This is a genomic window from Thalassobellus sediminis (assembly GCF_044386045.1).
Classification (GTDB): domain Bacteria; phylum Bacteroidota; class Bacteroidia; order Flavobacteriales; family Flavobacteriaceae; genus Thalassobellus; species Thalassobellus sediminis.
On the sequence record NZ_JBISCD010000030.1, the window covers coordinates 1 to 226 of the forward strand.

Consider the following 226-nt stretch of genomic DNA (forward strand, 5'->3'; position numbering starts at 1 on the left):
GGCTTTAGATACAGCCTTTGCTAATTGGATTGCTGGATTTAGTGTAACTGGTGGTTGTGATCCGCAAGCTACAGATATTAGTGCGCTTACTGCTCCTGCTTTATGTGAGGGTGGTAATACGAGTGTAACTTATAATGTAACAGACTTATGTGAGTCTGGGCAAGATACAGCTACATTTACAGTAACTCCTGCTGATGCCTTAACAATTAGTGATGTTCAAGATCTT

1 protein-coding gene is annotated in these 226 nt (G+C 40.7%); it reads left to right on the plus strand.

Going from position 1 to position 226, the window contains the following annotated elements; all coding sequences use genetic code 11:
• Positions 1-226, plus strand: a 226-nt coding sequence (locus ACH5TW_RS00385) for a hypothetical protein (protein ID WP_439334493.1), incomplete at both ends; no start/stop codon positions are given.